At 56.7% G+C, this 25,717-nt stretch carries 22 protein-coding genes; 15 read left to right on the top strand and 7 right to left on the bottom strand.

The features are described from left to right. The first annotated feature begins 1 nt into the window (after position 1). Complete coding sequence (gene livF / locus CMQ96_RS05120; RefSeq protein WP_004126158.1) at positions 2–715, top strand: high-affinity branched-chain amino acid ABC transporter ATP-binding protein LivF; 714 nt, start codon at positions 2–4, stop codon at positions 713–715. A gap of 44 nt (positions 716–759) precedes the next feature. Here livF and CMQ96_RS05115 read toward each other — a convergent pair whose 3' ends face one another. The 4 genes from CMQ96_RS05115 to CMQ96_RS05100 all read right to left on the bottom strand — a co-directional run bounded on the left by CMQ96_RS05115 (position 760) and on the right by CMQ96_RS05100 (position 5,614). Then, positions 760–2,355, bottom strand: coding sequence for a UxaA family hydrolase (locus tag CMQ96_RS05115; RefSeq protein ID WP_024359816.1), 1,596 nt, complete (start codon positions 2,353–2,355; stop codon positions 760–762). Between the two features lie 33 nt (positions 2,356–2,388). Beyond that, positions 2,389–3,699 (bottom strand): MFS transporter, encoded by a 1,311-nt coding sequence (locus CMQ96_RS05110; RefSeq protein ID WP_024359817.1) that lies wholly within the window; start codon positions 3,697–3,699, stop codon positions 2,389–2,391. Positions 3,700–3,717: 18 nt separating this feature from the next. Continuing rightward, positions 3,718–4,617: a dihydrodipicolinate synthase family protein gene (locus tag CMQ96_RS05105; protein WP_004870189.1), complete on the bottom strand. Its 900-nt coding sequence runs from the start codon at positions 4,615–4,617 to the stop codon at positions 3,718–3,720. Between the two features lie 229 nt (positions 4,618–4,846). Then, complete coding sequence (locus CMQ96_RS05100; RefSeq protein WP_004870191.1) at positions 4,847–5,614, bottom strand: IclR family transcriptional regulator; 768 nt, start codon at positions 5,612–5,614, stop codon at positions 4,847–4,849. Between the two features lie 271 nt (positions 5,615–5,885). On the opposite strand from CMQ96_RS05100, the gene ugpB reads away from it, so the two are divergent. The 5 genes from ugpB to ugpQ all read left to right on the top strand — a co-directional run bounded on the left by ugpB (position 5,886) and on the right by ugpQ (position 10,863). Then, positions 5,886–7,202: a sn-glycerol-3-phosphate ABC transporter substrate-binding protein UgpB gene (ugpB, locus tag CMQ96_RS05095; protein ID WP_004870193.1), complete on the top strand. Its 1,317-nt coding sequence runs from the start codon at positions 5,886–5,888 to the stop codon at positions 7,200–7,202. Between the two features lie 122 nt (positions 7,203–7,324). Continuing rightward, positions 7,325–8,212, top strand: coding sequence for a sn-glycerol-3-phosphate ABC transporter permease UgpA (gene ugpA / locus CMQ96_RS05090; protein WP_004870196.1), 888 nt, complete (start codon positions 7,325–7,327; stop codon positions 8,210–8,212). Next, positions 8,209–9,054, top strand: a complete 846-nt coding sequence (gene ugpE, locus CMQ96_RS05085; RefSeq protein WP_098066151.1) for a sn-glycerol-3-phosphate ABC transporter permease UgpE — start codon at positions 8,209–8,211, stop codon at positions 9,052–9,054. Before ugpA ends, ugpE begins: the two co-directional genes overlap by 4 nt. 1 nt (position 9,055) lies before the next feature. Then, the gene (locus CMQ96_RS05080) at positions 9,056–10,126 is read left to right on the top strand and encodes a sn-glycerol-3-phosphate import ATP-binding protein UgpC (protein WP_098066150.1); all 1,071 of its coding nucleotides are present in this window, start codon (positions 9,056–9,058) and stop codon (positions 10,124–10,126) included. Then, entirely contained in the window at positions 10,123–10,863 is a 741-nt protein-coding gene (ugpQ, locus tag CMQ96_RS05075) for a glycerophosphodiester phosphodiesterase (RefSeq protein ID WP_098066149.1), read from the top strand. Before CMQ96_RS05080 ends, ugpQ begins: the two co-directional genes overlap by 4 nt. Positions 10,864–10,886: 23 nt before the next feature. Here the strand turns inward: ugpQ and CMQ96_RS05070 are convergent, their stop codons facing one another. Then, positions 10,887–11,207 (bottom strand): DUF2756 family protein, encoded by a 321-nt coding sequence (locus tag CMQ96_RS05070; RefSeq protein WP_004870201.1) that lies wholly within the window; start codon positions 11,205–11,207, stop codon positions 10,887–10,889. 121 nt (positions 11,208–11,328) lie between these two features. Between CMQ96_RS05070 and ggt the strand changes: the two genes are divergently transcribed. After that, entirely contained in the window at positions 11,329–13,071 is a 1,743-nt protein-coding gene (gene ggt / locus CMQ96_RS05065; RefSeq protein WP_098066148.1) for a gamma-glutamyltransferase, read from the top strand. A gap of 50 nt (positions 13,072–13,121) precedes the next feature. Here the strand turns inward: ggt and yhhY are convergent, their stop codons facing one another. Continuing rightward, positions 13,122–13,613 carry an N-acetyltransferase gene (gene yhhY / locus CMQ96_RS05060; RefSeq protein WP_098066146.1) on the bottom strand — a complete coding sequence of 164 codons (492 nt, stop codon included), beginning with the start codon at positions 13,611–13,613 and terminating at the stop codon, positions 13,122–13,124. 248 nt (positions 13,614–13,861) lie between these two features. Next, on the bottom strand, positions 13,862–14,500 hold the full coding sequence (locus CMQ96_RS05050; protein ID WP_098066144.1) for a polymer-forming cytoskeletal protein: 639 nt from the start codon (positions 14,498–14,500) through the stop codon (positions 13,862–13,864). A gap of 232 nt (positions 14,501–14,732) precedes the next feature. Here CMQ96_RS05050 and CMQ96_RS05045 point away from each other — a divergent pair, with 232 nt between their 5' ends. The 8 genes from CMQ96_RS05045 to glgX all read left to right on the top strand — a co-directional run bounded on the left by CMQ96_RS05045 (position 14,733) and on the right by glgX (position 25,711). Then, the gene (locus tag CMQ96_RS05045; protein WP_004870212.1) at positions 14,733–15,770 is read left to right on the top strand and encodes an oxidoreductase; all 1,038 of its coding nucleotides are present in this window, start codon (positions 14,733–14,735) and stop codon (positions 15,768–15,770) included. Between the two features lie 121 nt (positions 15,771–15,891). Continuing rightward, positions 15,892–16,587 carry a pirin family protein gene (locus tag CMQ96_RS05040; RefSeq protein WP_024359821.1) on the top strand — a complete coding sequence of 232 codons (696 nt, stop codon included), beginning with the start codon at positions 15,892–15,894 and terminating at the stop codon, positions 16,585–16,587. A 114-nt stretch (positions 16,588–16,701) separates the two neighbouring features. Then, positions 16,702–17,697, top strand: a complete 996-nt coding sequence (gene gntR, locus CMQ96_RS05035) for a gluconate operon transcriptional repressor GntR (protein ID WP_004106498.1) — start codon at positions 16,702–16,704, stop codon at positions 17,695–17,697. 180 nt (positions 17,698–17,877) lie between these two features. Continuing rightward, positions 17,878–18,408, top strand: a complete 531-nt coding sequence (gene gntK, locus CMQ96_RS05030; RefSeq protein WP_004126110.1) for a gluconokinase — start codon at positions 17,878–17,880, stop codon at positions 18,406–18,408. Beyond that, positions 18,408–19,748 carry a gluconate transporter gene (gene gntU / locus CMQ96_RS05025; RefSeq protein WP_098066142.1) on the top strand — a complete coding sequence of 447 codons (1,341 nt, stop codon included), beginning with the start codon at positions 18,408–18,410 and terminating at the stop codon, positions 19,746–19,748. The genes gntK and gntU overlap by 1 nt, the downstream gene beginning before the upstream one ends. A gap of 449 nt (positions 19,749–20,197) precedes the next feature. Next, on the top strand, positions 20,198–21,304 hold the full coding sequence (gene asd, locus CMQ96_RS05015) for an aspartate-semialdehyde dehydrogenase (RefSeq protein WP_004126104.1): 1,107 nt from the start codon (positions 20,198–20,200) through the stop codon (positions 21,302–21,304). Between the two features lie 247 nt (positions 21,305–21,551). After that, a complete protein-coding gene (gene glgB / locus CMQ96_RS05010; protein WP_004870234.1) occupies positions 21,552–23,738 on the top strand; it encodes a 1,4-alpha-glucan branching enzyme in 2,187 nt (728 codons plus the stop codon). Continuing rightward, positions 23,735–25,711 carry a glycogen debranching protein GlgX gene (gene glgX, locus CMQ96_RS05005; RefSeq protein ID WP_098066140.1) on the top strand — a complete coding sequence of 659 codons (1,977 nt, stop codon included), beginning with the start codon at positions 23,735–23,737 and terminating at the stop codon, positions 25,709–25,711. Before glgB ends, glgX begins: the two co-directional genes overlap by 4 nt. Positions 25,712–25,717 lie beyond the last annotated feature (6 nt).

Below are 25,717 nucleotides of genomic sequence, written 5' to 3'. Positions count from 1 at the left end.
GATGGAAAAAGTGATGTTATCTTTTGACAACGTCAGCGCGCACTACGGCAAGATCCAGGCGCTGCACAACGTCAGCCTGCATATCAATCAGGGAGAGATTGTCACCCTGATTGGCGCGAACGGCGCGGGGAAAACCACCCTGCTGGGCACCCTGTGCGGCGACCCGCGCGCCTCTAGCGGACGCGTGGTGTTCGACGGTAAAGATATTACCGACTGGCAGACGGCGAAAATCATGCGCGAAGCGGTGGCGATTGTACCGGAAGGGCGTCGCGTCTTCTCGCGGATGACGGTGGAAGAGAACCTGGCGATGGGCGGTTTCTTTGCCGACCGCGACCAGTTCCAGACCCGCATCAAGTGGGTCTATGAGCTGTTTCCGCGCCTGCATGAGCGTCGGGTTCAGCGGGCGGGCACCATGTCCGGCGGCGAGCAGCAGATGCTGGCCATCGGTCGCGCGCTAATGAGCCAGCCGCGCCTGCTGCTGTTGGATGAGCCTTCGCTCGGTCTGGCGCCGATCATCATTCAGCAAATCTTCGACACCATTGAACAGCTGCGCGAGCAGGGGATGACCATCTTCCTCGTCGAGCAGAACGCCAACCAGGCGCTGAAGCTGGCCGACCGCGGCTACGTGCTGGAAAACGGCCACGTGGTGCTGGAGGATACCGGAGACGCGCTGCTGGCGAATGAAGCGGTACGTAGCGCCTATCTGGGCGGCTAGTGAAGTCAAAACGCCCGGCGTCTGTCGGGCGTTTTGCTGGATTCCTACAGCTCCAGAGAGCGCTTCCACAACATAAAATCATACTGTTCGAGCGCATCCGCTTTGGTGCGCCAGGTTCCGCTGGCGGTGGCGATGATTTTCTCAAACAGGCCGTCGGCGATGTCCGCCAGCGGCGTACCTTCGATAATCGGCCCGCAGTCATAATCGATAATGTCCGGCATCTTTTTCGCCAGCGCGGAGTTGGTTGAAACCTTAAGCACCGGCACGATGGGGTTTCCCGTCGGCGTACCTAACCCGGTTGAGAAGATCACCACGTTGCACCCCGCCGCGACCAGGCCCGTTACCGCATCCACATCGTTGCCCGGCGTACAGACCAGCGAAAGGCCGCTTTCTCCCATCGGTTCGGCATAGTCGCATACCGCGCTTACCGGCGCCCTGCCGCCTTTTTTCGCCGCGCCGGCGGATTTGATAGCGTCAGTGATCAGCCCATCGGCAATGTTTCCCGGGCTGGGATTATCGGCGATGGTGGTGCCGAAGAAGTTCGCGACATGCTCATAGTTTTTCATCAGCGACAGAAACTTCTCTTTCAGCTCGCGGGTCGTGCAGCGCTGAACGATATCCCCTTCCGCGCCGCACAGCTCGGGGAATTCCGCCAGCCCCGACGCGCCGCCGAGGGCGACAAGACGATCTGAAACCTCACCCATCGCCGGGTTTGCGCTGATCCCCGAGAAACCGTCGGAGGCGCCGCACTTCACGCCGATTTTGAGCCGGGAGAGTGGGACGTTCTGCCGCTCGGCGACGGGGGCTTCGCGGATCGCGTTATAGGTTTCGGTCAACGCATCCTGCATCATTTTTTCTTCGCTACTCCAGTCCTGCTGCCTGAAATAAATAATCGGTTTGCTGAAGTTCGGGTTGCGCTTCGCCAGCGCGGCCTTGAAATCGACAATTCGCGCTTTTTCACAGCCGAGGGCAAAGACCGTCACCCCAAGAACGTTGGGATGATCGGAATAGGCGGCCAGCACGTCGCACATGGTCATGCTGTCCGAGGTGGCGCCGCCGCAGCCGGAGTTGACGGTAATACAGCGGATACCGTCAAGATGCGGGAAGGGCAGATGCCGGGTATCGTTTAAGGCCCCCGCCGAGGTCACCTGGCGAGCAAAATTTTTCAGGCCGTTATTGGCGTAGCCGAGAGCGTCGTTTAATGCGTCGGTGACGCGCTGAACGTTGCGGTTTTCACAGAATACCAGCGGAATGACCAGCCAGTAGTTCGCGGTGGCGACCCTGCCATCTTCACGAACGATCCCCTTAAACGTCCGCTGCTGCCAGGCGAACACATCGGGCTGCTGCCAGTCATAAGGCGCGACGTCGTTAAGCGAAACCGGGGCCGCGTAGTGTTTGATATTGTCGGTAGTGATGGCTTCGCCGCGGGCAATGGGCCGCGTCGCTTTGCCGACCGGTACGCCGTACAGCGAAACGATATCGCCGGGCGCAATATCCTCGGTGGCGAACTTATGCTTGGCTTTGACATCGCTACGCAGAACGTAGGCTTCATCGTTCCAGTTTACCTGCTGCTCTTTGCGTAAGTCCTGCAGCGCAACGATCAGGTTATCGGTAGGGTCAATTTTTAAGATGGTCTGCATGTTATTTATCCTTTGTTATACGCGCGTCAGGACTTAGTGATGGGGGACCGCGACGCCGTTTGTCGCTTTTCTGCCCGCGAGGGCGGCAATCAGCAGCGCACAACAGACGGTGATGAGCGACAGGGCGACCAGCCCCGCCGAATCGTTGCCGAAGAAGGCATCGACCTCAACGCGAATCAGCGGCGCGAGGAAGCTGCAAAATGCGCCCATGGTGGTGCAAAAGCCGATACTGGCGGCCAGCGCTGAGCCTGACACAATCTGCGCCGGGAAAGTCCAGAAGATAGGTTGCACGGAGAGGAAGCCGATGGCCGACAGCGAGAGCGCGGCAATGGCGAGTACCGGGCCGGACCAGGCGGAAACAAACAGCCCCAGCGCCGCAGCCAGCATACAGATGACCGAAATCAGTACCCGGCGGGCCGGCATTTTGTCCGCCAGACGCGGAATGTAATAGACGCCGACGGCGGAGCAGGCCCAGGGAATGGCGGCGACCAGCGACTCCTTAAAGCCGAGCGTGGAGCCCATTAGCGAGGCGACTTGCGAAGGCAGGAAGAACATCAGCCCGTAAACGCTGATCTGGATGGTGCCGTAGATCAGCGCCAGGTGCCAGACTTTCAGGCTTTTCAGCGCGGTGCCGACGCTGCTGGTTTCCGTCTGCCGCTGCTCCTGCTGAAGCTGGGCAATCAGCGCCTTTTTCTCTTCGTCGTTGAGGAAGCGCGCTTTGGCCGGCGTATCGTCAAGCCAGAACCAGGCGAAGATCCCCATGATGACTGCCGGAATGCCTTCGATAAAGAACATCCAGAACCAGCCGGGCCTGCCGAGGAAGCCGTGCATTTCCAGAAGCGCCCCGGAGATAGGCGAGCCTAAGGTTAACGCCAGCGGTACGCCGAGTACGAAAATACCGACGACGGAGGCGCGAACTTTATTGGGAAAGTAGATGGAGGCCAGCAGCAGGATACCGGGATAAAAACCGGCTTCGCCTAATCCCAGTAAAAAGCGCAGAACGATAAACTGGGTTTCCGTCTGCACCAGCCCGGTAAGGGCAGAGAGGACGCCCCACAGCACGGTGGTGATACTTAACCATTTCTGTGCACCAATTTTATTCAAAATCAGGTTGGCAGGAATGCCAAACAGCGCATAGGCGGCGAAAAAGATCCCCGCGCCGAGGGCAAAAGCGGAATTGGAGAGCCCAATATCCACCTGCATCGCCTCTTTGGCGAATCCCACGTTCACCCTGTCGATAAAGGCGATGAAGTACAAAATAAACATCAGCGGCACCAGACGCTTCCATGATTTGGTAATCGCTGAATTGAGGGCCGGATTATCGTAAGCTGTGATGGTTTTCATAATACCTCCACGTAGGGGTCAGGCATTAATTTCAATACCCGCACGGGAAAGTATCCGCTGAATACTTTCGGTCTGGCAGGTGGCGAGCGAGCTAAACGGTGGCGTGCAGCGGTCGGACTGAATAATTCCGCGCAGCTGTAATGCTTTTTTAAATGTTGGAATGAACGGATCGTTAACCGCGTAAATATCCATTAACCCATCCACTTTTTGTTGATACCGCCTAATTTGCGGTAAATCGTTATCGCTAAATGCCTGCATCCAGTCGCGGAATAGCTCAGGGCAAATATTGGATAACCCGCCGATACATCCATTGCCTCCTGACAGGACATTGTGCGCGAAGTTATTGTCATAACCGGCGTAGACTTCAAAATACGGCAGCTCAGATTTTACCTGGCGAATCACCTGCGACGTATGATTGGTGTCCGGAATAGTATCTTTAAGACCGATAATGTTTGGGAACTCTCTGGCGAGTCGTAAACAGACCTCCGGCGAGACGGAATAGCCGGTGCGCTCCGGAAAGTTATAGATGAATATTTTGGCGGCGGTGCGGCGAGCAATCTGGCTATAAAAGGTATAAATGCCTTCATCCGTCAGGCGGAAGTACCACGGGCTGATAATCATGACGCCATCCAGCCCGCACTCATCAGCGTAGTTTGCCAGCTCTACGCATTCGTCAATATCCATGCGGCTGGCTCCCGCATAGGCCTTTATTCCCTGACGGGGGAATTCTGCCGCCATTTGAATTATCTGACGGGATGTTTTCATATCCAGCGAGAAAAACTCGCCGGTACTGCCCATGACGACAAATCCCGATACGCTGTTTTTAATGAAATCGTACAGGCGAAAGTTTCCGTCAGGATCCAGCCTGCCCTGCTCATCAAAAACCGTTATTGCCGGGGTGATATAACGACTTTGCATATTTAACCTCTTTGTTTGTTCGTATATACAAACTGTGTTTGTATTTGCGATTAGGCATAAGTAAACATGCCCTCGACGTGAAGTCAAATGACGCAAAAGATGTATGGATGATTGGTTAAATCAATGAATAGACGGGGAATTATGCAGAAGAATCGGGCGCCGCGGTGGATCATTAAATATCGGTATTGTGTGGGTAATCACAATTACGCTGGCGCCGTTGGCGAATAAATCAGTAATTTTTGATATCCGGCAGCTTGTTGAGCACGCTCTCAATACGACCCTTTGCCTCTTTTAACGCGCGAATGACCTGCTGCGTTTTCTCATCGCTGGCGCGGAAAGAGGGCAAGGAGACGCTGATCGCCGCCAGAATGACGCCTTTCTGCAGCAGCGGCACCGCGAAGCAAATAGTGTCATCGTTGATTTCCCGATCGTCCATGGCATAACCGCTGGCGGCGACCCGTTCCAGCTGCTGGCGAAGCTGAGCCATATTGGTCACGCTGCGGGCGGTAACGGAGGGAAAACCCTGCGGATAGAGCTCGAGAATCTCTTCGTCGCGGTGCTTATGCAGCAGCGCTTTGCCCAGCGCAGAGCAGATCGCCGGAAGGCGAGTCCCTACCTTAGAGACCAGCTGCACGGTTTGGTCGCCCTGGACTTTATCAACATAGAGCACCCAGGCGTCATCCAGAATGCCGAGCTGACAAACTTCATTGCATTCGTTGACCACCGCGTGCATTTCGCTATTGATCGTTTTCAGCCAGAACTCTTTTTCCACCGTTGAGCTGGCCAGCACCGCGCATGAGATACCCAGCGTGTAAATACCGTTGCGATCGTCGTGGCTGATATATTTCCGGTACTGCAGTGATTTGAGGATCGGGAAAATGGTTCCCTTTGAAATATCCGTCTTGAGCGATAGCTCGGAAAGCGTCATTCCGTCCGCGTTGGCTAAGGTTTCCAGAATGAGTAAAACGCGCTCGGTAGGTTTATGCAGCGTCTTCATATTTTTCCTTGTGACGGCTCGCCGGAGAGTGCTCTTTAACGAACCCTATTTAACTACAGATCCCTGATTATCTGTAGTCTGCGCGGGCGCTCTTTTTCGCTTTGCCATTTCCCTGCCACTTTTTTTTCACCGTTTCATCATGTTTTTGCCAATTTATTGTAATATTTTTGTAATGCAATAGTTATTTTTCTGTCATTCGAGCATGTCATGTTACCCCCGCGAACATAAAACGCGTGAAATCGCGCATCCGGAACAACAAGAGAGATAACCGATGATATCGTTACGACATACAGCTTTAGGACTGGCGCTCAGCCTGGCATTTGCCGGACAAGCCCTGGCGGTAACCACTATCCCGTTCTGGCATTCCATGGAAGGGGAGTTGGGGAAAGAAGTTGATTCACTGGCGCAACGTTTCAACGCAGCCAACCCGGACTACAAAATTGTTCCGGTATACAAAGGCAACTACGAACAGAGCCTGAGCGCCGGCATCGCCGCCTTCCGTACCGGCAACGCGCCGGCTATTCTGCAGGTTTATGAGGTCGGCACCGCGACGATGATGGCCTCTAAGGCGATAAAGCCGGTCTATCAGGTGTTCAGCGATGCGGGCATTCAGTTTGATGAAACGCAGTTCGTGCCTACCGTCTCCGGTTATTACACCGACTCCAAAACCGGCCATCTGCTCTCCCAGCCGTTTAACAGCTCCACGCCGGTGCTGTACTACAACAAAGACGCCTTTAAAAAAGCCGGTTTAGACCCGGAACAGCCGCCGAAAACCTGGCAGGATCTGGCGGCGTATACCGCGAAGCTGAAGGCCGCCGGGATGAAGTGCGGCTACGCCAGCGGCTGGCAGGGCTGGATCCAGATTGAAAACTTCAGCGCCTGGCACGGCCTGCCGGTCGCCACTAAAAACAACGGCTTCGACGGTACCGATGCGGTACTGGAGTTCAACAAGCCAGAGCAGGTGAAGCATATCGCCCTGCTCGCAGAGCTGAACAAGAAAGGCGACTTCAGCTACTTTGGGCGCAAAGACGAGTCAACCGAGAAGTTCTATAACGGCGACTGCGCCATCACCACCGCTTCCTCCGGCTCGCTGGCGGATATCCGTCAGTATGCGAAGTTCAACTATGGCGTAGGCATGATGCCGTACGACGCCGACGTGAAGGGTGCGCCGCAAAACGCCATTATCGGCGGGGCCAGCCTGTGGGTGATGCAGGGTAAAGACAAAGAAACCTATACCGGGGTCGCCAAATTCCTCGATTTCCTGACTAAGCCGGAAAATGCCGCCGAATGGCATCAGAAAACCGGCTATCTGCCGATTACCACCGCCGCTTACAACCTGACCCGCGAACAGGGTTTCTATGATAAGAACCCCGGCGCCGATATCGCGACGCGCCAGATGCTGAACAAGCCGCCGCTGCCGTTCACCAAAGGTCTGCGCCTGGGCAATATGCCGCAGATCCGCACCATCGTTGATGAAGAACTGGAAAGCGTATGGACCGGTAAGAAAACGCCTCAGCAGGCGCTGGACGCGGCCGTTGAGCGCGGTAATCAGCTGCTGCGCCGTTTCGAGCAGTCAACGAAGTCGTAATCTTATAGCCAGCCCCTCACCCTCTCCCCGCCGGGGAGAGGGGATCGCCCGGAGCCGTCTTTTCACCCTCATCCGTTTAGGGAGAGGGCCGGGATGAGGGGAAACCAACTCAGAGTTTAACTATGTCATCATCCCGTCCGGTGTTCCGCTCGCGTTGGCTGCCCTATCTGCTGGTCGCGCCGCAGCTGGTCATCACCGTCATCTTTTTTATCTGGCCCGCGGGCGAAGCGCTGTGGTATTCGCTGCAGAGCGTCGATCCGTTTGGGCTCTCCAGCCAGTTTGTCGGCCTGGATAACTTTTTAGCCCTCTTCCAGGACCCGTACTACCTGGACTCCTTCTGGACCACCATTAAGTTCAGCACGATGGTTACCGTCAGCGGCCTGCTAATCTCGCTATTTTTCGCCGCGCTGGTGGATTACGTGGTGCGCGGCAGCCGTTTCTATCAGACGCTGATGCTGCTGCCCTATGCCGTTGCGCCCGCGGTGGCGGCGGTGCTGTGGATCTTCTTGTTCAACCCCGGCCGCGGGCTAATTACCCATCTCCTCGGTGAGATGGGCTACGACTGGAACCACGCGCAGAACAGCGGCCAGGCGATGTTCCTCGTGGTTTTCGCCTCGGTGTGGAAGCAGATTAGTTACAACTTCCTGTTCTTCTTCGCCGCGCTGCAATCGATTCCTCGCTCGCTGGTAGAAGCCGCCGCCATTGACGGCGCCGGCCCGGTTCGCCGCTTCTTCAGGCTGGCGTTGCCGCTGATCGCCCCGGTGAGCTTTTTTCTGCTGGTGGTCAATCTGGTGTACGCCTTCTTTGATACCTTCCCGGTTATCGATGCCGCAACCGGCGGCGGGCCGGTTCAGGCGACGACGACGCTGATTTATAAGATCTATCGTGAAGGTTTTGCCGGGCTCGACCTTTCCGCTTCCGCCGCCCAGTCGGTGGTGCTGATGTTCCTCGTCATTATTCTGACGGTGGTGCAGTTCCGCTACGTTGAAAGAAAGGTGCGCTACCAATGATTGAGAACCGTCGCGGGCTGACGATTTTCAGCCACACCATGCTGATTTTAGGGATTGCGGTCATTCTGTTCCCGCTGTACGTCGCCTTTGTCGCGGCGACGCTGGACAGTAAAGCGGTCTTTGACACGCCGATGACGCTGATTCCCGGCGGGCATCTGCTCGAAAACATGAAATTTATCTGGGTGAACGGCGTAGGAGCCAACAGCGCGCCGTTCTGGCTGATGATGCTCAACAGCTTCATCATGGCCTTCGGCATTACGGTGGGCAAAATTACGGTCTCGATGCTCTCCGCTTTCGCCATCGTCTGGTTTCGTTTTCCGCTGCGCAATCTGTTCTTCTGGATGATCTTTATCACGCTGATGCTGCCGGTTGAGGTGCGTATTTTCCCGACGGTGGAAGTGATCGCCAACCTGAAAATGCTCGACAGCTATGCCGGGCTTACGTTGCCGCTGATGGCCTCGGCCACTGCGACCTTCCTGTTTCGCCAGTTCTTTATGACCCTGCCGGACGAGCTGATTGAAGCGGCGCGTATCGATGGCGCGTCGCCGATGCGCTTCTTCCGCGACATCGTGCTGCCGCTGTCGAAAACCAACCTGGCGGCGCTGTTCGTCATCACCTTTATCTACGGCTGGAACCAGTATCTGTGGCCGCTGCTGATCATTACCGACGTGAATCTCGGCACGACGGTCGCGGGCATCAAAGGGATGATCGCCATCGGCCAGGGCACCACGCAGTGGAATCAGGTGATGGCGGCGATGCTGCTCACGCTGATTCCTCCAGTTGTCATCGTTTTAGCCATGCAGCGCGCGTTTGTGCGTGGTTTAGTGGATAGTGAGAAATAAAATGGCAGGACTTAAGCTACAGGCAGTAACCAAAAGCTGGGATGGCAAAACCCAGGTGATCCAACCGTTGACGCTGGACGTCGCGGACGGCGAATTTATTGTGATGGTGGGCCCCTCGGGCTGCGGAAAATCAACTCTGCTGCGCATGGTGGCGGGTCTGGAGCGGGTCACCAGCGGCGATATCTGGATCGACCGCAAGCGCGTCACCGAAATGGAGCCGAAAGATCGCGGCATTGCGATGGTGTTCCAGAACTACGCCCTCTATCCGCATATGAGCGTGGAAGAGAATATGGCGTGGGGCCTGAAAATTCGCGGTTTGGGTAAAGGATTAATTGCTGAGCGCGTCCAGGAGGCGGCGCGCATTCTGGAGCTGGATGGCCTGCTGAAGCGCCGTCCGCGCGAGCTTTCCGGCGGGCAGCGCCAGCGCGTGGCGATGGGGCGGGCTATCGTACGCGACCCGGCGGTATTTCTTTTTGATGAGCCGCTCTCCAACCTTGATGCGAAACTGCGCGTGCAGATGCGTCTTGAACTGCAGCACCTGCATCGTCGGCTGAAAACCACCTCGCTGTACGTGACCCACGATCAGGTGGAGGCGATGACCCTCGCGCAGCGGGTGATGGTGATGAATAAAGGCGTTGCCGAGCAGATTGGCACACCGGTTGAGGTCTACGAAAAACCGGCCAGCCGCTTTGTGGCGAGCTTTATCGGCAGCCCGGCAATGAACCTGCTGGAAGGCCGGGTCAGCGACGACGGTAGCCGCTTCGAGCTTGCGGGCTGGATGCTTTTACCGATCAACAGCGAACATCGCCGCTATGCCGGGCGTAAGATGACGCTGGGTATCCGTCCGGAACATTTTGCATTAAGCTCCCAGGCGGAAGGTGGCGTACCGCTGGTGATGGATACGCTGGAAATTTTAGGCGCCGATAACCTCGCCCACGGGCGCTGGGGTGAGCAGAAGCTGGTGGTCCGGCTGCCGCACCAGCAGCGACCGCAGGCGGGCAGTACCCTGTGGCTGCATCTGCCGCAGGAAAGTCTGCACCTTTTTGATAGTGAAACAGGACAACGCGCATGAGTCACTGGCCTTATCCCCCTATCGTCGCCCACCGCGGCGGCGGTAAACTGGCCCCGGAAAATACCCTGGCGGCTATCGATACCGGCGCTCGTTACGGCCATACGATGATTGAGTTTGATGCGAAGTTATCGAAAGACGGGCAGATTTTTTTACTGCACGACGACAATCTCGAACGCACCAGCAACGGCTGGGGCGTGGCGGGCGATCTGACGTGGAGCGATCTGCTGAAAGTGGATGCCGGCAGCTGGTACAGCGGCGAGTTCAAAGGCGAGCCGCTGCCGCTGCTGAGCGAGGTCGCGGACCGCTGCCGTCTGCACGGCATGATGGCGAATATCGAAATTAAACCGACCACTGGTACCGGTCCGCTGACCGGTAAAGCGGTAGCGCTGGCGGCGCGTGAGCTCTGGCAGGGCATGACCCCGCCGCTACTCTCGTCGTTTGAAATCGATGACCTGGAAGCCGCGCAGGAAGCCGCCCCCGAGCTGCCGCGCGGGCTGCTGCTGGATGAGTGGCGGAACGACTGGCGCGAACTGACCGCGGGCCTCGGCTGCGTCTCTCTTCATCTCAACCATAAGCTGCTGGATGAAGCGCGCGTGGCGAGCCTGAAGGCCGCGGGCCTGCATATTCTGGTGTATACCGTTAACAAACCGCAGCGCGCCGCCGAGCTGCTGCGTTGGGGCGTGGACAGCATCTGCACCGATGCGATTGACGTCATCGGCCCCAACTTCCCGGCGTAATCTGCGCCTGCGTCAGGCGGCCCTTACGGGGTCGTCTGGCGCTGCAGCATCCCACCGTTGGTGTTTGGCAGAGGCTGCTGCCGGTTCAGGTTGTCATTCTGCTGTACCCGCTGCCGGTCGTTATTCAACTGCGTCTGCAGATGCTGCTGCTGCGCGCGCGACTGGTTCTGAATACTCTGTTTCAGATTGTTTTGCTGCTGCATTTGCTGGGTTTGCATCTGATTTTGCATCCGCTGCTGGCTGGGCACCACGTACCCCGGCTGATTGGGGTTATTGTCGATATTGATCGGCTGCGCCAGGACGCTCAGCGGCAGCAGCGCCGCCAGATATAACATAGCTTTCATTGTTCTCTCCTCCCTTTCATGGGATCTCTTAAGTTTACCCTCTTTCCGGCACAACAATGATTTTTTAAGACTTATCATCCAGGATTATGGGTAAATAAAAACATCATTCAGGAGTATGACAATGATAAAAACAACGTTCTGGCGTCAGGTGGTTATCGCTGCGTTGCTGGCGGGCGGCAGTTTTACCATCGCGGCAAATCCCGCTCCTCCGCCGGTGTCTTATGGTGTAGAGGAAGATGTTTTTCATCCGGTCCGCGCTCAGCAGGGGATGGTGGCCTCGGTGGACGCGCTGGCAACGAAGGTCGGCGTGGATATTCTGCGTCAGGGCGGCAACGCGGTGGATGCCGCCGTGGCGGTGGGCTACGCGCTGGCGGTTACCCATCCGCAGGCCGGTAATATCGGCGGCGGCGGCTTTATGATGCTGCGTACCAAAGACGGTAATACCACGGCGATCGACTTCCGCGAGATGGCGCCGGAACAGGCTACCCGCGATATGTTTCTCGACGACCAGGGCAACCCGGACAGTAAGAAATCGCTGACCTCGCATCTGGCTTCCGGTACGCCGGGTACCGTGGCCGGCTTCTCCCTGGCGCTGGAGAAATACGGCACGATGCCGCTCAACAAAGTGATTCGCCCGGCGATTAAGCTGGCCGAAGAGGGCTTCACGGTCAACGATGCGCTGGCCGATGACTTGAAAACCTACGGTAGCGAAGTGATCCCCGACCATGCCAACAGCCGGGCTATCTTCTGGAAAAACGGCGAGCCGCTGAAAAAGGGCGATAAGCTGGTGCAAAAACAACTGGGGAAAAGCCTGGAACTGATTGCCGAGCTGGGACCGGACGCGTTCTATAAAGGCGCGATTGCCGACCAGATTGCCGCTGAGATGAAGAATCACGGCGGGCTTATCACCAAAGCGGACCTGGCGAATTACAAAGCGGTCGAACGTACGCCGGTGAGCGGCGAATATCGCGGCTACCAGGTGTTCTCAATGCCGCCGCCTTCATCCGGCGGCATTCATATCGTGCAGATCCTGAATATCCTGGAAAACTTCGATATGCATAAGTACGGCTTCGGCAGCGCCGATGCCATGCAGGTGATGGCGGAAGCTGAAAAACACGCCTATGCCGACCGTTCGGAATACCTTGGCGATCCGGACTTCGTCAAAGTGCCGTGGCAGGCGCTGACCAGTAAAGCGTACGCCAAATCGATTGCTGAACAGATTGATATCAATAAAGCGAAGCCGTCGAGCCAGATCCGTCCCGGCAAGCTGGCGCCGTACGAAAGCAATCAGACCACCCATTTCTCGGTGGTGGATAAAGACGGTAACGCCGTTGCGGTGACCTATACGCTGAATACGACCTTTGGCACCGGCATCGTGGCGGGGAACTCCGGCATTCTGCTGAATAATCAGATGGATGATTTCTCGGCTAAACCCGGCGTGCCGAACGTCTACGGGCTGGTGGGCGGTGACGCCAACGCCGTCGAGCCGAAAAAGCGCCCGCTGTCGTCGATGTCGCCAACGATTGTGGTGAAAGATGGCAAAACCTGGCTGGTAACCGGTAGTCCCGGAGGCAGCCGCATAATCACTACCGTACTGCAGATGGTGGTGAATACCATCGATTTTGGAATGAACGTCGCGGAAGCCACTAACGCCCCGCGCTTCCATCATCAATGGCTGCCGGATGAACTGCGGGTGGAGAAGGGATTCAGCCCGGATACGCTGAAGCTGCTGGAGAGCAAGGGGCAGAAAGTGGCGGTGAAAGAGGCGATGGGCAGCACTCAGAGTATTATGGTTGGCCCGGACGGCACGCTGTACGGCGCATCCGATCCGCGTTCCCCGGATGATTTAACGGCAGGGTATTAGGTTTACCCTCACTCCGACCCTCTCCCTGCCGGGAGAGGGTTAGTTGAGCGTCACCCCTTCAGCCGCGCCATAAAGTAGGCATCGACATATTCGCCGTTGCGCAGGGCGTATTTCTTGCCGGTCCCTTCGACAATAAAGCCAAATTTGCGGTAAAGCGCTACCGCGGAGGGGTTATCCGTAAACACGGTTAACTCGATACGATCGACGCGCAGCCAGTTATCACAGAGATTAATCATCTCGCACATCAGCGCGCTGCCTACCCCACGACCGTGCGCCTGCGCGGCAACGCTAACGCCGAAGGTCGCGACGTGACTGCGGCGAGGATTGGGCTCCACGCTGAGCTTAAGGTGGCCCACCACCTGTTCGTCGATTGTCGCGACCAGATGACGGCTACCGGGTTTCGGTTGCAGGCGTTCCTGCCACATTTCCATAGAAGGATGAGGAAGCTGTAGCGTGTCGTGATAGACCTCCGGAAGCGCAGTCATCTGGCGTAAAGGTTCCGCATCCCGTGGCTCGGCGTGGCGTATCACTATGTCGCTCATTCTTCATTTTCCTTTTTGGGTTAATCGTCCCTTTAAACATCACTGACTTTAAAAAAGGGATCAACGACTATTTTTGGCAAAAAGGAGTAGACAAGTGCGAATGAGAATGATTATTATTGCTCTGCATTCAGGGAGACCCTTGCGGAAAGCCTGAAAGCACGACATTGCTCACATTGCTTCCAGTATTACTTTAGCCAGCCGGGTGCTGGCTTTTTTTTTGCTTTTTTTCCGCCGCGCCCGGATGGCTGCTACTGCGCCTCAATCTTATCTTTAGTTTCAATAGCGGTATCCGCGATAAACCCCACGACGTTGCTCTTATCTGCCGCCGGCAGCAGTTCTGCCTGGCCGGAAAAAACACCGCCCTTTTTGATGGTCAGCGTGCGGTAGGCCAACGTGCCGGTAACGTTGCCGTTCTTATCGATTTCAATCGTCTCGCTGTGGCACTGGCCGATGACGCAGCCGTCGATAACCAGCTCGCGGCAGGTGATATTCCCCTCTACCAGACCGCCGGTCATGATCTTAATTTGACTCTCGCGCGCGTCGATATTGCCGCTTACGGTGCCGTAAATATCGACGTCTCCCTCGGCGATAATGTTTCCGTCAAAGCGGATACCGCTGGCGATAACCGTGGTGGCCGGTTTTCGGGCCACGGCGGATGGAGATTCACCGTTGAGTACCGCCGTATTCACCGCCGGTGGCGTAGCTTCAATGCTTTTGTTTTTTTTAAACAGATGGTTAATCCGCTGATATTGAAAATGAAAAACGAAGGAGGATAAGGAGAAAGAGCCCGATAGCCAGGCCAGATACGTGGATTCGAAGCACCAGGCCATCAGGCCAAGCAGCCAAAAGAGAAGGGCGCTATTTAAGGCGATATATTTGCTTTCCATGCGAACGAGATGGCTACTCCTTTAGTCATCGTATTTTGGGAAACGGTGGGCGCGCTGGATAAAAAACGTTCTTTTCCCGAGGGGTCCTCTTATCCAGAATTTAGCCTGCAGGGTCAATAAATTTGCGCGCTAAATTTAACATTTAAGAATTTGTCACACTCATTGAAGGGGTTAAGTTTGCAGCCAGCTTGCGCTATGGTTAACAGCAGAGACCTTAAATAAGGATAGCGTTATGACTTTGCACTGCGCATTTATTGGATTTGGCAAAAGCACCACCCGCTACCATCTTCCCTATGTCCTGCATCGAAAAGACCGCTGGCACGTGGCGCATATCTATCGCCGCAGCGCAAAGCCGGAAGAACAGGCACCGCAGTATTCGCACATCCACTTCACCAGCGACCTCGACGAAGTGCTTAACGACCCGCAGGTCAAACTGGTGATTGTCTGCACCCACGCGGACAGCCATTTTGCCTATGCGAAACGAGCGCTGGAGGCGGGCAAAAATGTGCTGGTTGAAAAGCCCTTTACCCCGACGCTTGAGGAGGCAAAAACGCTATTCGCCCTGGCGAAAAGCAAGGGACTGACGGTCACGCCGTACCAGAATCGTCGTTTCGACTCCTGCTTCCTGACCACTAAGAAAGTGATTGAGAGCGGAAAGCTTGGCGAGATCGTCGAGATTGAAAACCATTTCGACAACTATCGTCCGGTAGATGGAGGGAAGCCCGGGCTGCCTCAGGACGGCACGTTCTACGGCCTGGGCGTCCATACCCTGGACCAAATTATCTCCCTGTTCGGTCGCCCGCACCATGTCTCTTACGACATCCGTAGCCTGCGCAACAAAGCCAACCCGGACGATACCTTTGAGGCCCAGCTGTTCTACGGCAACCTGAAGGCGATTGTCAAAACCAGCCATCTGGTGAAGCTGCCCTACCCAAAATTCATCGTCCATGGCCATAAAGGTTCGTTTATTAAATACGGTATCGACCAGCAGGAGACCAGCCTGAAGGCCAATATTATGCCGGGCGAGCCGGGATTCGGCGCGGATGAGACGGTTGGCCTGCTGGAGTACGTCAATGAGGCGGGTGAAACCGTACGGGAAGAGATCCCGCTTGAAAGCGGCGACTATGGGCGGGTCTATGATTCGCTGTATGAAACCCTGGTTAACGGTCAGCCAAATTTCGTCAAGGAATCTGAAGTTCTCACAAACCTGGAGATCCTCGAACGCGGCTTTGAACAGCCATCACCTGCCACGATTACCCTTAGCCGATAAGCCATCATGGCTCCTCTGTACTCATTCATATTTTTTGAACAGAGGAGTCAATTTTCACCCTCTATGATCGTTTGGCGATTGGGTCCACACTGAGTCCATCGAAAACATACGGGGGTGCAACATGATCTATTTACGCAAAGCTAACGAACGCGGCCACGCTAACCACGGCTGGCTGGATTCCTGGCATACTTTCTCTTTCGCGAACTATTACGACCCTAACTTTATGGGCTTCTCGGCGCTGCGGGTAATCAATGACGACGTGATTGATGCCGGCCAGGGCTTCGGTACCCATCCGCACAAGGACATGGAAATCCTGACCTACGTGCTGGAAGGCGCCGTTGAGCACCAGGACAGCATGGGGAATAAAGAGCAGGTGCCGGCGGGCGAGTTCCAGATCATGAGCGCGGGTACCGGAGTTCGTCACTCTGAGTACAACCCAAGCGCCACGGAAAAACTGCATCTGTACCAGATCTGGATTATGCCGGAAAAAAATGGCATCACGCCGCGCTACGAACAGCGCCGCTTTGACGCCGCGCAGGGCAAACAGCTGGTACTGTCGCCGGATGCTCGTGAAGGTTCGCTGAAGGTGTACCAGGATATGGAGCTGTACCGCTGGGCGCTGCTGAAAGATGAGCAGTCGGTGCACCAGATTGCCGCTGAACGTCGGGTGTGGATCCAGGTGGTGAAAGGTGAAGTCACCATCAACGGAACGAAAGCCACCACCAGCGATGGCCTGGCAATTTGGGACGAGCAGGCGATTTCCGTACACGCCGACAGCGATAGCGAAATTCTGCTGTTCGATCTGCCGCCCGTCTGATCGTTCTCCGATCGGGTCTAAATAAATTGCGCAACCTTTCCGGATGTTAGGGAAGGTTGCGCTTTGTCCGTGATAAACTGGGAAAATGTTTCCCCGTTGATCGCAGTCAGGACGATGAAAAAGAAAAGACCCGTACTTCAGGATGTAGCCGATCTTGTCGGCGTGACCAAAATGACGGTCAGTCGCTATTTACGTAACCCGGAACAGGTTTCCGAAGCGCTGCGTGGCAAGATAGCCGTTGCTCTCGATGAACTGGGTTATATTCCTAATCGCGCCCCTGACATCCTCTCTAATGCCACCAGCCGCGCCATTGGCGTGTTGTTGCCCTCGTTAACCAACCAGGTTTTCTCAGAAGTGCTGCGCGGTATTGAAAGCGTGACCGACTCCTTCGGTTACCAGACGATGCTGGCGCACTACGGCTATAAGCCGGAAATGGAAGAAAAACGTCTGGAATCCATGCTCTCCTGGAACATTGACGGCCTGATCCTCACCGAACGAACCCACACGCCGCGCACCCTGAAGATGATCGAGGTCGCAGGGATCCCGGTCGTGGAACTGATGGACAGCCAGTCGCCGTGTCTCGATATCGCCGTCGGCTTTGATAACTTTGAAGCGGCCCGGCAGATGACCGCGGCGATTATCAATCATGGCCACCGTCACGTAGCCTATCTTGGCGCACGTCTTGATGAACGTACTATCATCAAACAGAAGGGGTACGAGCAGGCGATGCTTGATGCCGGGATGACGCCCTACAGCGTGATGGTTGAGCAGTCTTCCTCTTATTCCTCGGGGATTGAGCTGATGCGCCAGGCGCGTCGTGAATATCCGCAGCTTGACGGCATATTCTGTACCAACGATGACCTTGCGGTCGGCGCGGCGTTTGAGTGCCAGCGCCTGGGGCTGAAAATCCCTGACGATATGGCGATTGCCGGTTTCCACGGCCACGATATCGGCCAGGTGATGGAGCCGCGTCTGGCCAGCGTGCTGACGCCGCGCGAGCGGATGGGGCGGATTGGCGCAGAACGTCTGCTGGCGCGGATACGCGGTGAAGCGGTGACGCCTAAGATGTTAGATTTAGGTTTCACATTGTCACCGGGCGGATCTATTTAAACTGACAAATTTGAAGTAGATCACACATATTCACATCTGGCACGAATGGTTATTGCTTCTCTACAACTCCGGCATGACAATGTTACCGATAACAGTTACCCGTAACAATCAATCTGTACGCCAGTATTTCACGCCGTTAAACGCTGCCAGCTGCGCGTATGTGTCCAGTGGGAGGAAGCTTTGAGCACGACTAACCATGATCACCACATCTATGTCCTGATGGGCGTTTCCGGCAGCGGCAAATCCGCTGTCGCCAGCGAAGTGGCGCATCAACTGCACGCCGCGTTTCTCGACGGCGACTTTCTGCATCCGCGCAGCAACATCAACAAGATGGCTTCCGGCGAACCGTTAAATGACGATGACCGCACCCCGTGGCTGCAGGCGCTGAACGATGCCGCGTTTGCCATGCAGCGTACCAATAAAGTGTCGCTGATTGTCTGCTCCGCCCTGAAAAAGAGCTATCGCGACATCCTGCGTAAAGGCAACCCGAACCTCTCTTTTATCTACCTGAAAGGCGATTTCGAGGTTATCGAACAACGTCTGAAGGCGCGTAAAGGCCATTTCTTTAAAACCCAGATGTTGGTTACGCAGTTTGAAACGCTGCAAGAGCCGGGCACGGATGAAAACGATGTTTTAATCGTCGATATCGACCAGTCATTGGAAGGCGTGGTCGCCAGCACCATTGAGGTGATCAACAAAGGCAGTAAATAGTGAGTACATTAACGCTTGTTTTAACAGCAGTCGGCTCCGTTTTGCTGCTGCTGTTTTTAGTGATGAAGGCGCGTATGCATGCCTTCGTGGCTTTGATGGTGGTTTCTATTGGAGCAGGGCTTTTTTCCGGAATGCCGTTGGACAAGATCGCGTCGACGATGGAAAAAGGCATGGGCGGCACGCTGGGCTTTCTGGCTATCGTCGTCGCGCTAGGGGCAATGTTCGGGAAGATCCTGCATGAAACCGGCGCGGTCGACCAGATTGCCGTCAAGATGTTGAAATCTTTCGGCCATAGTCGCGCCCACTATGCAATAGGCCTGGCCGGCCTTATCTGCGCGCTGCCGTTGTTTTTCGAAGTGGCGATCGTGCTGCTGATCAGCGTGGCGTTCTCAATGGCGCGTCATACCGGTACCAACCTTGTGAAGCTGGTGATCCCGCTGTTTGCCGGGGTGGCCGCCGCGGCGGCGTTCCTGCTGCCGGGGCCTGCGCCGATGCTGCTGGCATCGCAGATGCACGCCGACTTTGGCTGGATGATCCTGATTGGCCTGTGCGCCGCGATCCCGGGGATGATTATTGCCGGGCCGCTGTGGGGTAATTTTATCAGCCGCTACGTTGAGCTGCATACGCCTGACGATATTAGCGAGCCGCACCTCGGCGAAGGCAAAATGCCGTCCTTCGGCTTCAGCCTGGCCTTAATTTTGCTCCCGCTGGTGCTGGTTGGCCTGAAAACCATTGCCGCGCGCTTTGTGCCGGAAGGCTCTACCGCCTATGAATGGTTTGAGTTTATCGGTCATCCGTTTACCGCGATTCTGGTTGCCTGCCTGGTGGCTATCTATGGCCTGGCGGTGCGTCAGGGGATGGCGAAAGACCGGGTGATGGAGATTTGCGGTCATGCGCTCCAGCCAGCGGGCATTATTCTGCTGGTGATCGGTGCGGGCGGCGTGTTCAAACAGGTGCTGGTCGACTCCGGCGTGGGGCCGGCGCTCGGCGAAGCGCTGACCGGGATGGGCCTGCCGATTGCGATCACCTGCTTCGTGCTGGCGGCGGCGGTACGTATTATTCAGGGCTCCGCGACCGTTGCCTGCCTGACGGCCGTCGGTCTGGTCATGCCGGTTATTGAACAGCTGCACTACAGCGGCGCGCAGATGGCGGCGCTCTCCATCTGCATCGCCGGCGGCTCTATCGTCGTCAGCCACGTTAACGACGCGGGCTTCTGGCTGTTCGGTAAGTTTACCGGCGCGACCGAAGCGCAAACGCTGAAGACATGGACGATGATGGAAACTATCCTCGGCACCGTCGGGGCGATAGTCGGTATGATTGCGTTTACGCTGTTGAGCTAAACGCCAAAGTGATAACCCGGCGGAGCGAAGCGATGCCGGGTTAATTTCATGCTCGACTTATATCGAAAACCTTTAGCTTTAACCCTCTCCCGATCTGCCACTATCAGAAATACGATAAACGTCATACGGCTCACAAACCCACGCCACGCCTGGTTTTATCGGTCTTCTCCGCAAGAATAAAACAACCCAATTTCTGCTGTAATCCATAATCTTGATCAATAAAATAGTGGCGGAAAATATTCCCTTCTCAATCTAAATTCCCTGATAATTATTCGGGTATTCCGGGGTGCCAGTGACGGCGGCCGCCAGGCAAAATTAGCTGCGTTACTGATTGCCTGGCAATCATTGATTAATTTCACTTGCGACTTTAGCTGCATTTTGTAATGTGAAGGACTAACCAGTAGGAAACTGGCCTGGAACAAACAGCACACACCTCGCAGGAATACGTTATGAAAAATGTTGGTTTTATCGGCTGGCGCGGAATGGTCGGCTCTGTCCTCATGCAACGCATGGTTGAAGAGCGCGATTTTGACGCCATTCGCCCTGTTTTTTTCTCCACCTCTCAGCTGGGGCAGCCTGCTCCATCCTTTGGTGGCAGTACCGGTGGCACGCTTCAGGATGCATTTGATCTGGAAGCGCTGAAGGCGCTGGACATTATTGTCACGTGTCAGGGCGGCGATTACACCAACGATATTTATCCGAAGCTGCGTGAAAGCGGCTGGCAGGGCTACTGGATTGACGCGGCCTCTTCGCTGCGCATGAAGGACGACGCCATTATCATTCTTGACCCGGTGAACCAGGATGTCATTACCGCAGGTCTGAACAACGGCGTGAAAACCTTTGTCGGCGGCAACTGTACCGTCAGCCTGATGCTGATGTCCCTCGGCGGCCTGTTTGCGCAGGATCTGGTCGAGTGGGTGAGCGTGGCGACTTATCAGGCGGCTTCCGGCGGCGGCGCGCGTCATATGCGCGAGCTGCTGACCCAGATGGGCCAACTGCACAGCCACGTTGCGGCTGAGCTGGCGGATCCGGCCTCCGCGATCCTGGAGATTGAACGCAAAGTCACCTCGTTGACCCGCAGCGGCGAACTGGCGGTGGACAACTTTGGCGTTCCTCTGGCGGGCAGCCTGATCCCATGGATCGACAAGCAGCTGGATAACGGCCAGAGCCGTGAAGAGTGGAAAGGCCAGGCGGAGACCAACAAAATTCTCGCGACCGCCTCACCGATTCCGGTAGACGGCCTGTGCGTTCGCGTTGGCGCGCTGCGCTGCCATAGCCAGGCGTTCACCATCAAGCTGAAAAAAGAGGTTTCTATTCCGACCGTTGAGGAACTGCTGGCCGCGCACAACCCGTGGGCCAAAGTGGTGCCGAACGATCGTGATATCACGATGCGTGAGCTGACCCCGGCTGCCGTCACCGGCACCCTGACTACCCCGGTGGGCCGCCTGCGTAAACTGAACATGGGGCCGGAGTATCTGTCGGCCTTCACCGTGGGCGACCAGCTGCTGTGGGGGGCCGCCGAGCCGCTCCGCCGCATGCTAAAACAGCTGGCGTAGCCGTCACAAGATGGGAAAAGGGGTGTTGAAACACCCCTTTTTTTTGCGTAATACAAGGAGTAAACGCGAATGTTAGATTTTTCCCAACGGAGGTAACTCAGCCTTGGCTATGCTTTAAGTAAGGAGTCACGCTGTCTCCTTACCTGAAGGTGGGACGGAGCAGGGGGACGCATAACGTGCTGCGCCGTTCAGGTCAAAAAAAGTCGCCGGATACAGGAAAGGGCGACACCTACAACAGGATGAAACCATGTCTAATCGTATTGATAAGGACGTGATTAATGCGCTTATCGCCGGCCATTTTGCGGATCCTTTTTCCGTGCTTGGCATGCATTACGCCGACGCCGGGCTGGAAGTTCGCGCATTATTACCCGATGCCACCGATGTGTGGGTCATTGAACCAAAAACCGGACGCAAAGTCGGCAAGCTAGAATGCCTCGACTCGCGCGGTTTCTTCTGCGGCGTTCTGCCGCGCCGCAAAAATCCTTTTCGCTATCAGCTGGCCGTCACCTGGCACGGGCAGCAGAACCTGATTGATGACCCGTATCGTTTTGGCCCGCTGTTGCAGGATCTCGATGTCTGGCTGCTGTCGGAAGGCACGCATCTGCGTCCTTATGAAACGCTGGGCGCGCATGCCGACACTATGGACGGCGTGGTCGGCACGCGCTTCTCGGTTTGGGCGCCTAACGCCCGCCGGGTGTCAGTTGTCGGCCAGTTCAACTACTGGGACGGTCGCCGTCATCCGATGCGCCTGCGCAAAGAGTCCGGCATCTGGGAGCTGTTTGTTCCCGGCGCGCTGAACGGCCAGCTGTATAAATTCGAGCTTATCGATGCTCACGGCAACCTGCGGGTGAAATCCGACCCTTACGCTTTTGAAGCGCAAATGCGTCCGGAGAGCGCCTCGCTTATCTGCGGGCTGCCGGAAAAGGTCGAGCAGCCGCCGGCGCGCAAGCAGGCGAATCAGTTTGATGCGCCGATCTCGATTTATGAAGTGCACCTCGGATCCTGGCGTCGCCACACCGATAATAACTTCTGGCTAAGCTACCGCGAGCTTGCCGACCAGCTGGTCCCGTATGCCAAATGGATGGGCTTTACCCACCTCGAACTGCTGCCGGTTAACGAGCATCCTTTTGATGGCAGCTGGGGCTATCAGCCAACCGGGCTGTACGCGCCCACCCGTCGCTTCGGCACCCGGGAGGATTTCCGCTACTTTATCAACGCCGCGCACGCCGCGGGGCTTAACGTCATTCTGGACTGGGTTCCCGGTCATTTCCCGGCGGATGATTTTGCCCTCGCCTCGTTTGACGGCACCTCGCTGTATGAACACAGCGACCCGCGCGAAGGCTATCACCAGGACTGGAATACCCTGATCTACAACTATGGCCGTCGCGAGGTCAGCAACTACCTGGTCGGCAATGCGCTGTACTGGATCGAGCGCTTTGGCATTGACGCGCTGCGGGTCGATGCGGTGGCGTCGATGATTTATCGCGACTACAGCCGCAAACAGGGCGAGTGGGTGCCGAACGAGTTCGGCGGTCGGGAAAACCTTGAAGCGATTGAGTTTCTGCGTAATACCAACCGCGTGCTGGGCGAACAGACGCCGGGCGCGGTGACGATGGCGGAAGAGTCGACCGATTTTCCCGGCGTTTCCCGTCCTTCCTCCACCGGGGGGCTGGGTTTCTGGTTCAAGTGGAACCTCGGCTGGATGCACGACACCCTCGACTACATGAAGCTGGACCCGGTGCATCGCCGACATCATCACGACAAGATGACCTTCGGTATGCTCTACAACTACACCGAAAACTTTGTCCTGCCGCTCTCGCATGATGAAGTGGTGCACGGCAAAAAATCGATACTCGACCGCATGCCGGGCGACGCCTGGCAGAAGTTCGCCAACCTGCGCGCCTACTACGGCTGGCTGTTTGCCTTCCCGGGTAAAAAGCTGCTGTTTATGGGCAATGAGTTTGCTCAGGGGCGCGAGTGGAACCACGATGCGAGCCTCGACTGGCATCTGCTGGAGGGCGGCGACAACTGGCACCACGGGGTCCAGCGGCTGGTGCGCGACCTCAACCATACCTATCGTCACCACAAAGCGCTGCATGAGCTGGATTTCGACCCTTACGGTTTCGAATGGCTGGTGGTGGACGATCACGAGCGCTCGGTGTTTATCTTTGTTCGTCGCGACAGGGCGGGCAATGAAATCATCGTCGCCAGCAACTTCACTCCGGTGCCGCGTCATGAGTACCGCTTTGGCATCAACCAGCCCGGCCGCTGGCGTGAAGAGCTGAACACCGACTCCATGCACTACCACGGCAGCAATACCGGCAACGGCGGGGTCGTTGAAAGCGAAGCGATCGCCAGCCACGGTCGTGAGCACTCCCTCTCCATTACCCTGCCGCCGCTGGCGACGGTGTGGCTGGTGCGGGAGGCGCAATGATCGCACTCACGGCAGGAAAGCCCGCGCCTTTAGGGGCCAGCTACGACGGTAAGGGCGTGAATTTCGCGCTCTTTTCCGCCCATGCGGAGCGGGTGGAACTCTGCGTGTTTGACGACCAGGGCAATGAGCGGCGCGTCGATATGCCCGCGCGCAGCGGCGATATCTGGCACGGCTGGCTCGCCGATGCCGGGCCTGGCTTGCGCTATGGCTATCGCGTCCACGGGCCCTGGGACCCGGCGCAGGGACACCGCTTCAACCCGGCCAAGCTGCTGCTCGACCCCTGCTGCCATCAGGTGGCGGGCGGGCTGCCTGACGATGAGCGTCTGCACGGCGGCGACTTCGCTCCCGACAACCGCGACAGCGCGGCGATAGCGCCGAAGTCGCGGGTGATCGACCTGCATTACGACTGGCGCGGCGATAAGCAGCCGCGCACGCCGTGGGGCCAGACGGTGATTTATGAAGCCCACGTCAAGGGGCTGACGTATCTGCACCCCGATCTACCGCAGAATATCCGCGGCACCTACAAAGCGCTCGGTCACCCGGTGATGATCGATTACTTCCGCATGCTTGGCATTACTGCACTAGAGTTAATGCCGGTGGCGCAGTTCGCCAGCGAACCGCGCCTTCAGCGGATGGGGTTAAGCAACTACTGGGGCTACAACCCGCTGGCGATTTTCGCCCTCGATACCCGCTACGCCAGCGCGCCGGAACAGGCGTTAAATGAGTTTCGCGATGCGGTTAAAGCGCTGCATGCGGCGGGCATTGAAGTGATCCTTGATGTGGTGCTCAACCATAGCGCGGAGATAGACCTGGAAGGGCCGACCTTCTCCCTGCGCGGAATCGATAACCGTAGCTATTATTGGATCAGGGAAGACGGTGATTACCACAATTGGACCGGCTGCGGGAACACCATCAACCTCAGCCACCCCGGCGTGGTGGAGTATGCCCGCCAGTGCCTGCGCTTTTGGGTCGATGAGTGTCACGTCGACGGCTTTCGTTTCGACCTGGCCTCGGTGATGGGGCGGACGCCGGCGTTTCGTCAGGATGCGCCGCTGTTCGAGGCCATCCGTAACGATCCGCGCCTGGCGGAGGTGAAGCTGATCGCGGAACCCTGGGATATCGGCCCCGGCGGCTACCAGGTGGGGAATTTTCCGCCGCTGTTCGCTGAGTGGAACGACCATTTCCGCGATACCGCGCGTCGTTTTTGGCTGCAGCAGAGTGTCTCGCTGGGCGACTTCGCTCAGCGTTTTGCCGCCTCCAGCGACGTCTTTCAGCGTCACGGACGAGCACCTGCGGCGGCGGTGAATCTTATCACCGCCCATGACGGTTTTACCCTGCGCGACTGCGTTTGTTTCAATCAGAAACACAATGAGGCGAACGGGGAGGAGAATCGCGATGGGACTAACAATAACTACAGCAACAATCATGGTATAGAAGGATTAGAAGGGAGTCTTGCCGTGATTGAACGGCGTCGTGCCAGCGTTCACGCGCTCCTTGCGACGCTGCTGCTGGCGCAGGGAACGCCGATGCTGCTGGCGGGTGACGAACACGGTCACAGCCAGCATGGCAACAATAATGCTTACTGTCAGGACAATGCGTTGACCTGGCTGGACTGGAACCATACTAACCGCGGGCTGACCGCGTTCACCGCCGCGTTAATTCATCTGCGCCAGCGTATTCCGGCTTTAACCGAGAATCGCTGGTGGCAGGAGGGAGACGGCCGCGTTCGCTGGTTAAACCAACAAGCGCAGCCGCTGTCCGCCGATGAATGGCAGCACGGTGCGCCGCGTATGCAGATCATATTGTCCGATCGCTGGCTGATGGCGCTCAACGCCACCGCCGAGGTGGCGGAGATGGTTTTACCTGCGGGGGAATGGCGCGCCATTCCACCTTTCGCCGGAGAGGATAATCCGGTCACTATGGCTGTCTGGCATGGGCCCGCGCACGGAGTGTGCGTATTTCAAAGGTCGTAACCTCGA

Origin of the sequence: Klebsiella sp. MBT K-1 (genome assembly GCF_002556465.1) — a bacterium.
In the GTDB taxonomy this organism is placed as follows: Bacteria; Pseudomonadota; Gammaproteobacteria; order Enterobacterales; family Enterobacteriaceae; genus Klebsiella; species Klebsiella grimontii.
Note: the sequence above shows the minus strand (reverse complement) of the source record. Positions and strands in the feature narration are given on the sequence as shown.

Bases quoted from the DNA above. Each gene is read 5' to 3' on its own strand.
- ugpB (WP_004870193.1), top strand. From the start codon at position 5,886: ATGATATCGTTACGACATACAGCTTTAGGACTGGCGCTCAGCCTGGCA.
- glgX (WP_098066140.1), top strand. From the start codon at position 23,735: ATGATCGCACTCACGGCAGGAAAGCCCGCGCCTTTAGGGGCCAGCTAC.
- asd (WP_004126104.1), top strand. From the start codon at position 20,198: ATGAAAAATGTTGGTTTTATCGGCTGGCGCGGAATGGTCGGCTCTGTC.
- ggt (WP_098066148.1), top strand. From the start codon at position 11,329: ATGATAAAAACAACGTTCTGGCGTCAGGTGGTTATCGCTGCGTTGCTG.
- CMQ96_RS05045 (WP_004870212.1), top strand. From the start codon at position 14,733: ATGACTTTGCACTGCGCATTTATTGGATTTGGCAAAAGCACCACCCGC.
- glgB (WP_004870234.1), top strand. From the start codon at position 21,552: ATGTCTAATCGTATTGATAAGGACGTGATTAATGCGCTTATCGCCGGC.
- CMQ96_RS05110 (WP_024359817.1), bottom strand. From the start codon at position 3,699: ATGAAAACCATCACAGCTTACGATAATCCGGCCCTCAATTCAGCGATT.
- CMQ96_RS05100 (WP_004870191.1), bottom strand. From the start codon at position 5,614: ATGAAGACGCTGCATAAACCTACCGAGCGCGTTTTACTCATTCTGGAA.
- CMQ96_RS05050 (WP_098066144.1), bottom strand. From the start codon at position 14,500: ATGGAAAGCAAATATATCGCCTTAAATAGCGCCCTTCTCTTTTGGCTG.
- CMQ96_RS05080 (WP_098066150.1), top strand. From the start codon at position 9,056: ATGGCAGGACTTAAGCTACAGGCAGTAACCAAAAGCTGGGATGGCAAA.
- gntR (WP_004106498.1), top strand. From the start codon at position 16,702: ATGAAAAAGAAAAGACCCGTACTTCAGGATGTAGCCGATCTTGTCGGC.
- livF (WP_004126158.1), top strand. From the start codon at position 2: ATGGAAAAAGTGATGTTATCTTTTGACAACGTCAGCGCGCACTACGGC.
- CMQ96_RS05105 (WP_004870189.1), bottom strand. From the start codon at position 4,617: ATGCAAAGTCGTTATATCACCCCGGCAATAACGGTTTTTGATGAGCAG.
- ugpA (WP_004870196.1), top strand. From the start codon at position 7,325: ATGTCATCATCCCGTCCGGTGTTCCGCTCGCGTTGGCTGCCCTATCTG.
- CMQ96_RS05070 (WP_004870201.1), bottom strand. From the start codon at position 11,207: ATGAAAGCTATGTTATATCTGGCGGCGCTGCTGCCGCTGAGCGTCCTG.
- CMQ96_RS05115 (WP_024359816.1), bottom strand. From the start codon at position 2,355: ATGCAGACCATCTTAAAAATTGACCCTACCGATAACCTGATCGTTGCG.
- CMQ96_RS05040 (WP_024359821.1), top strand. From the start codon at position 15,892: ATGATCTATTTACGCAAAGCTAACGAACGCGGCCACGCTAACCACGGC.
- yhhY (WP_098066146.1), bottom strand. From the start codon at position 13,613: ATGAGCGACATAGTGATACGCCACGCCGAGCCACGGGATGCGGAACCT.
- ugpE (WP_098066151.1), top strand. From the start codon at position 8,209: ATGATTGAGAACCGTCGCGGGCTGACGATTTTCAGCCACACCATGCTG.
- ugpQ (WP_098066149.1), top strand. From the start codon at position 10,123: ATGAGTCACTGGCCTTATCCCCCTATCGTCGCCCACCGCGGCGGCGGT.